Raw genomic sequence first — 6057 nt, 5'->3', positions numbered from 1 at the left:
TGCGTGACCAGCACCCCGAGTTCGAGCTCGACCGGTTCCTCACCCCGCGGGGCCGTGAGATGGTCGACTCCGCCGAGCAGCTCTGTTACGAGGACATGCGCGCGGCGGTGGGCGATTTCCAGATCTCCCAGGCGCTCACCCGGCCGGTCAGGGACATCCCGGACGTCTTCGGCCATCTCCAGCGGTACATGGGGACCCCGGCCACCGGGTACGACCGCCCGGTCTTCCTGGGCCAGGGCCTGCTCGACCTGGACGTGCCCGCGCCCTCCGCGCTGTCCCTCGCGGCGGAGATGACCCTGAACCGCCAGCCACTCGAGTTGCACGTCTATCCGGACAGGGACCACAGCGGGACGGTCTATGCGGCGACGCCGGACGCCACCGCGTTCCTGAACCGGGTGATGGGCTGAGCAGAATCCCGCAGTTGGACACGCCGTCAACATGCCGTTCCACATCGGGCGCGGCAGGAGCCGGTCGACGCCACATCAACGATGTGACGTAATCCACAATCGTTACCTACTTGTCACATGAGAATTTCCGAGTAGAGTCCTCGCCATCGCCGCGCGGGGATGTTCAGGGACTCCCCGCGCGGCTGACTTAATTTCGACGCCGCCCGCATTTCGGCCGAGGCGCCCGACTCTAGAACGTGTTCTAGTATCGTGACTCCCATGAGCTCTCTCGACTTCGAGTCCACCAGCAGGACCCTCACCGCCGGCCGCTTCGAGCTGCACTTCCACGAGGCGGGGGAGCAGAGCGTGACCGAGCCGGAGAGCACGGTCCCGGTCCTGTTCCTCCACGGTTCCGGCCCGGGCGTCACCGCGTGGTCCAACTTCTCCGGCAACTTCCCCGTCTTCGCCGAGCGATTCCACACGATCCTGCTGGACATGCCGGGCTTCGGCAGGAGCTCGGACCTGGAGTGGGAGAAGGCCTACCCCCTGATCGCCGCCGAGGCGATCGACGCGTTCTGTGAGGCCAAGGGCATCGAGAAGGTCGACATCATCGGCAACTCGATGGGCGGCAACGTCGCCTGCGAGACCGCCCTGGCCCACCCCGGCCGCGTCCGCAAAATGGCGCTCATGGGCCCCGGCGGCCTGGCGGCACCGCTGTTCACCCCCGAGCCCAGCGAGGGCTCGCGGCGCCTGTTCGACTTCCTGGCCTCGCCCTCCGACGAGTCCATGGCCGCGTGGGTCGACACGATGGTGGGCAACAAGAAGGTCGTCTCCGACGAGCTGATCCGCGCGCGGACCGAGGCCGCCACCGCCCCGGGGGCCGTCGAGCGGATGTACGCCATCTTCGGATCGATCCTCAAGCCCGAGAACGCCTACACGCCGCTCTACGCGCGGGCCTCCCAAATCCGCCAGGAGACGCTGCTCATCTGGGGCCGCGACGACCGCATGCTGCCCTACGAGCAGGCGCACTTCGCGTTCCGGCAGCTCCCCCGCGCCGAGCTCCACGCCTTCTCGCGCTGCGGGCACTGGGCGATGATCGAACAGAAGGACAAGTTCGAGCGCCTGGTGATCGACTTCCTGCTCAACTGACCCGCTAGCCTCGGGGCATGAGCGAGTCGCCGCAGCCCGACCAGCCCGCCGCGGAACAGCCCTCTGCGGAACAGCCCACCGTGGATCCGCGCACCGGCGAGGACCTGTCCTGGAAGAGCACCCCGGTCGCGATCGTCCTGCTCGACCGTCCCGCACCAGGCCACGCCGAGGTCGGCGACCTCCTCGCCGAGATCTTCGAGGGCTCCTACGAGGTCGATCCCGGGACGGACGACGATCCCGCGACCGGCGTGTCGGTCGAGGACGTCACGGTCGTCGCCACCCCGCTCGACCTCCCGGTGGCCGACGGCGAGGCGTCCCGCTACACCGAGAACCTGGCCATCTGGAACGGCGGGGAGAGCGTGGTGGACACGCATCGCTCCCAGGTCGTCGTGGCCGCCTTCCGCCTCGGCCCGACAGGCGACGACGGCGAACCGGGCGAACCCGAGTACCTGGACCCCAGGCTCGAGACGCTCCGGTGCGAACTCGCGGTGGCCACGGTGGCCGCCGCCCTGACCGCCCTGCCCGGCGCGATCGCGGTGAGCGTGGGCGGCGCGGCCACCACCCTGCCGGCCGGCCCCTACCGCGATCTCGTCGCCGGCAACCCGCTCCCGGTGCCCGCCCTCGTCGGGGTGCGGGCGGGCATGCAGTCCGAGACCACCTCGTGCGTCTACACCAGCGGGCTCGGGCGCTTCGGCCGACTGGACATGGAACGGCTCGACGTCGCCGGGCCCCCGGGCGCCCTCTACGGGCAGATGTGCGACCTGGTCGCGTACTCGCTGGGCTCGGGCACCGTGTTCCAGCCCGGCCAGGCCCTCGAGGTGGGCGGGCCGCAGCCCCTGCTCACCAGCGTCGAGACCTCCCCGTTCACCGGGCAGCAGGTCCTGCGTCTCACGCCCGGCTGAGCACGGACCCGGCGTCAGGGTCGCCGGTTGGTGGTCCGCTCCACCACCAACCGCGTGGTGGCCGCCAACTGGAACGGCCGGACGACGGGCTCGATGCGACTGGTGAGCCGTTCCTTCTTGAGCCTGGCGATCACGCTGCGGACCAGCTCGGGCAGGGGAGTGCCCGAATGGTCGACCAGCGGGTAGATGCGGACCTCCGGGGCGACCCTCGCCATCTCGACGATCGCGTCGACATGGTCGGCCGTGCTCATCCTGTCCGCATAGGTGAACAGAAGGTGGGAGCACAGGACGAGGTCGGCCGAGTCGGAGGCCAGGGGTAGATCCGGGAGAGCGCCGGCGACGTACCTCCCGGGCGCGACCTCGAGGTCGGCGAGCATCGACTCCGCCGCGGTCCGGCGGACGGATTCGTGACCGACCACGCCGCCCCGGACGTCCCAGTCGTAGTCGAGGTCCCGGGAGTGGAAGTGGGCCAGGGATCGATCCAGGTCCGCCAGGACCCGTTCCCGCAGGTCGCCGCCACCGAGCGCGTACTGCGGATCCACCGCGATCGCGTCCCCGCCCGCCGCGCAGATCTCCGCCACCGCGCTGGCCGCCCCGCCCGGGCAGTCGACGATCCGCCCACCCAGGTCCGCGTCGTCGAGGCTGAACATGTCGGTGTACTCCGCCAGCGAGCGCGCGCTCACCAGGACGTCCGATTCCGACAGCGGTAGGTGGATGGTTCGGGGACTTGCGGTCACCTGGACGTTCTCCTCGATCAGGTCGGGATGGGCCGGTCTCGGCCGTGGTCCTCGCTGGGCCGAACCGTGGTCCGGTGTGGACCGTGCTCCCGACTGATGATCGGCCCACCCGTTCCCGGTGGGTCCGTGACGCGCGTCCTACGCCGAGGCGGGGTGGGCGAGGTGAGCGGCGCGGATCCACCGGGGTTCGCATCGCCAACACATGAGCACGTCGTTCTGCACGGCGTCACGGTAACAGCGCCCTCCGACACCGGCCACCGATTCGACACCGGTGCACCGAACCCTGACGTCCGGCCCGGAAGTGACGTGCCCCACCACTAGAACGGACACACGTTATAGTTTTGTCCACCGCGGCATGCGCGCAGAGTCGTTCCGCCAGCACCGATACTGGAGTACACGTGGGATCACCGTCACCGGACCGGGCCGCCACCCGCGGCCTGTCCCCTCTCGCCGGGGCGCTCGCGCTCGGACTGGTCGTGGCCCTGGCTCCGGCTCTCGCGACCGGCGCGGCCCCGGAGGCCGCCGCGCAGGGTTCGTCCGACCACGGTTCGTCCAACGCCCCGGACCGGACGGCGTTCTACACCCCACCGGCGCAGCTGCCCGCGATTCCCGGCACGGTGATCCGCAGCGAGCCCATGGTCATCACGCCGAGCGTCCCGGACCTCGTCGCGGGCGGTGCCCTGTCCGCCGACGCCCAGCGGATCATGTATCGCTCGACCGGCGCGGCGGGCGGGCCCGTCGCCGTCACCGGCACCTACCTCCAGCCCAAGGCCCCGTGGACCGGTCCCGGCCCGCGACCGCTCGCCGTGGTCACGCCCGGCACGCAGGGTCAGGGCGACCAGTGCGCGCCCTCGAAGTCCATGGAGGTCGGGCTCAGCGCCCGGACGGCCCCGCTCTCGATGGCGGCCGGGTACTCGCTGATCGACGCGTACTCGATGCTCGCCGAAGGCTTCGCCGTCGTCGTCACCGACTACGAGGGGCTGGGCACGCCCGGCCACCACCCCTACGTCAACCGCGACTCCCAGGGCCGCTCGGCCCTGGATGCCGCCCGGGCCGCGGTGCGCTTGTCCGGGACCGACCTCGCCCCCGACTCCCCCACGGTCGTGAGCGGGTACTCCCAGGGCGGAGGCGCGGCCGCGGCCGCCGCCGAGATGCAGCCCCAGTACGCACCGGACCTCAACCTGGTGGGGATCGCCGCGGGCGCCCCGCCGTCGGACATGCTCGGCACCCTCGACCGCGTCGACGGTGGCGTCCTCACCGGGGCCGTCGGGTACGCCATCAACGGGATCCTGCAGGTGCACCCCGAGCTGCGTCCGGCGTTCGACCGGCAGCTCAACGACGAGGGCAGGCGCATGCTCGAGGTGACCTCGACGCAGTGCGTCGCCGAGACCGCGTTCGCCTACGGTCTGCGCCGGACCACCGAGTTCACCACGCACGGCAACTCGCTGGCCGACGCCGCCCGGTCCGAGCCCGAGATCCTGCGGGTCCTCGAGGGCTACAACCTCGGCCGCGTGGCCCCCACGGTCCCCGCGATGGTCCTGATCGGGCGGAACGACGACGTGGTCCCCCACGACACCGCGGTCGACCTGGTCCGGGACTGGTGCGCCCGGGGCGCCACGGTGGAGCTGCGTACCGCGGAGCTACCGGCTCTGGCGCCGGGGCTGGTGGTCGACCACGCCCTGCCGATGCTTGCCGAGCGCGCCACCAACGCGCGCTACCTCATGGACCGGGTGCACGGCCTGCCGGCCCCGGACTCCTGCGGCACCGTCTGACGCCGGACCACGGAGGGGACCGCCGGGTGGCGGGCCCCTCCGTCGTCCGTCAGGGCAGGTTGTGGTGGAAGGCCTGCTCCTGCGCGAGGCTGTCGATCCGCCAGCCCTCTGCGGTCCGGACGAACCCGAGCACGTACCAGAGCCCGTAGAAGAACACCTGCTGGTCCTTCTCCTCCACCGGCCGCAGGGCCATCGGGTTGAAGCACATGCAGCGTCCGGTCGCGGTGTCGCCGTCCAGGGTCACCGCGAGATTGCCCATGAGGTGCTGGGTGGAGGCGAAGATCGGCAGCATCTCCGCCAGCCAGGTGCGCACCGCCGGATAGTCGTCCGCGGGGCCGCCCGAGGCCTCGTAACTCACCCGGGCGTCCGGGGTGAACACCCTGTCCAGTCCGTCGAAGTCACGGGCGTCGATACAGGTCGCGTACCTGGTCACCAGGTCCTGGAGGTCCCAGCGATCGGACAGCTCGACCAGTGTTCGACTCATGCCCACTAGGCTAACGTGGCCCGCATGCAGTTCGAGCACGAATCCCGCGCCCGCCAGGCGATAGAGCAGCTCAAGTACCGGTACTGGCGGGCCTGCGACGGCAAGGATCCGGAGGGGTTCCGGGCGTGCTTCGTCGCCGAGGGCGGCCTCCTGGACTTCGGCCCGCTCGGCCGCACCGACCCGGACACGATGGTCGGGATCTTCCGTCAGATCGCCCTGGCCACCGCCTCCGACGGCGGACCCCGCATCCTCGACATGCACCACGGCCTCATGCCCTCCATCGCTGTCGAGGACCCGGCGGACGGGGGCGCGCCGCGGCGCGCCACCGGCACCTGGACGTTGCAGTTCCGTCAGGTGGACCGGGAGAACGGCACCGAGACCCTCTCCACCGGCGAGTACTCCGATGTCTACGTGGTGGAGAGCGGCCGCTGGGTGATGGCCGAGTGCCTGTTCTCCCCGGGGTGGTCGATCACGCGCTCCCTCGACAGCGCGACCGTGACCTTTCCCGAGGTCCACACCGTCCGCGGAGACGAGACGGCAGCCGCGACCGCCGGGGTCGACTCGTGACCGCGCGCGTCGCCCTGGTCACCGGCGCCAGCCGCGGCGTCGGCAGGGGGGTGGCCACCG

7 protein-coding genes are annotated in these 6057 nt (G+C 71.0%); 5 read left to right on the top strand and 2 right to left on the bottom strand.

All coding sequences use genetic code 11. The features are described 5' to 3' along the window. The 3 genes from G6022_RS08040 to G6022_RS08030 form a co-directional block, all read left to right on the top strand. On the top strand, positions 1-407 hold a 407-nt coding region (locus G6022_RS08040; protein WP_182691328.1), incomplete at its 5' end, for a prolyl oligopeptidase family serine peptidase. A gap of 258 nt (positions 408-665) precedes the next feature. Then, positions 666-1535 carry an alpha/beta fold hydrolase gene (locus G6022_RS08035; RefSeq protein WP_182639489.1) on the top strand — a complete coding sequence of 290 codons (870 nt, stop codon included), beginning with the start codon at positions 666-668 and terminating at the stop codon, positions 1533-1535. 17 nt (positions 1536-1552) lie between these two features. Then, positions 1553-2437 (top strand): hypothetical protein, encoded by an 885-nt coding sequence (locus G6022_RS08030; protein WP_179523967.1) that lies wholly within the window; start codon positions 1553-1555, stop codon positions 2435-2437. Positions 2438-2451: 14 nt separating this feature from the next. Here G6022_RS08030 and G6022_RS08025 read toward each other — a convergent pair whose 3' ends face one another. Continuing rightward, the gene (locus tag G6022_RS08025; protein WP_182639488.1) at positions 2452-3174 is read right to left on the bottom strand and encodes a hypothetical protein; all 723 of its coding nucleotides are present in this window, start codon (positions 3172-3174) and stop codon (positions 2452-2454) included. Between the two features lie 398 nt (positions 3175-3572). On the opposite strand from G6022_RS08025, the gene G6022_RS08020 reads away from it, so the two are divergent. After that, a complete protein-coding gene (locus G6022_RS08020; protein WP_182691326.1) occupies positions 3573-4946 on the top strand; it encodes a lipase family protein in 1374 nt (457 codons plus the stop codon). A 49-nt stretch (positions 4947-4995) separates the two neighbouring features. Here the strand turns inward: G6022_RS08020 and G6022_RS08015 are convergent, their stop codons facing one another. After that, complete coding sequence (locus G6022_RS08015; RefSeq protein ID WP_179523970.1) at positions 4996-5430, bottom strand: nuclear transport factor 2 family protein; 435 nt, start codon at positions 5428-5430, stop codon at positions 4996-4998. Between the two features lie 24 nt (positions 5431-5454). Between G6022_RS08015 and G6022_RS08010 the strand changes: the two genes are divergently transcribed. Next, complete coding sequence (locus G6022_RS08010) at positions 5455-5997, top strand: nuclear transport factor 2 family protein (RefSeq protein ID WP_182640813.1); 543 nt, start codon at positions 5455-5457, stop codon at positions 5995-5997. Positions 5998-6057 lie beyond the last annotated feature (60 nt).

Source organism: Dietzia sp. Cai40, from assembly GCF_014145165.1.
GTDB lineage: Bacteria > Actinomycetota > Actinomycetes > Mycobacteriales > Mycobacteriaceae > Dietzia > Dietzia natronolimnaea.
The sequence above is the reverse complement of the archived record's forward strand: the minus strand, read 5'-3'. Positions and strand labels throughout refer to the sequence as shown.

Coding starts and splice junctions, on each gene's coding strand:
- G6022_RS08035 (WP_182639489.1), top strand. CDS start 666: ATGAGCTCTCTCGACTTCGAGTCCACCAGCAGGACCCTCACCGCCGGC.
- G6022_RS08030 (WP_179523967.1), top strand. CDS start 1,553: ATGAGCGAGTCGCCGCAGCCCGACCAGCCCGCCGCGGAACAGCCCTCT.
- G6022_RS08015 (WP_179523970.1), bottom strand. CDS start 5,430: ATGAGTCGAACACTGGTCGAGCTGTCCGATCGCTGGGACCTCCAGGAC.
- G6022_RS08010 (WP_182640813.1), top strand. CDS start 5,455: ATGCAGTTCGAGCACGAATCCCGCGCCCGCCAGGCGATAGAGCAGCTC.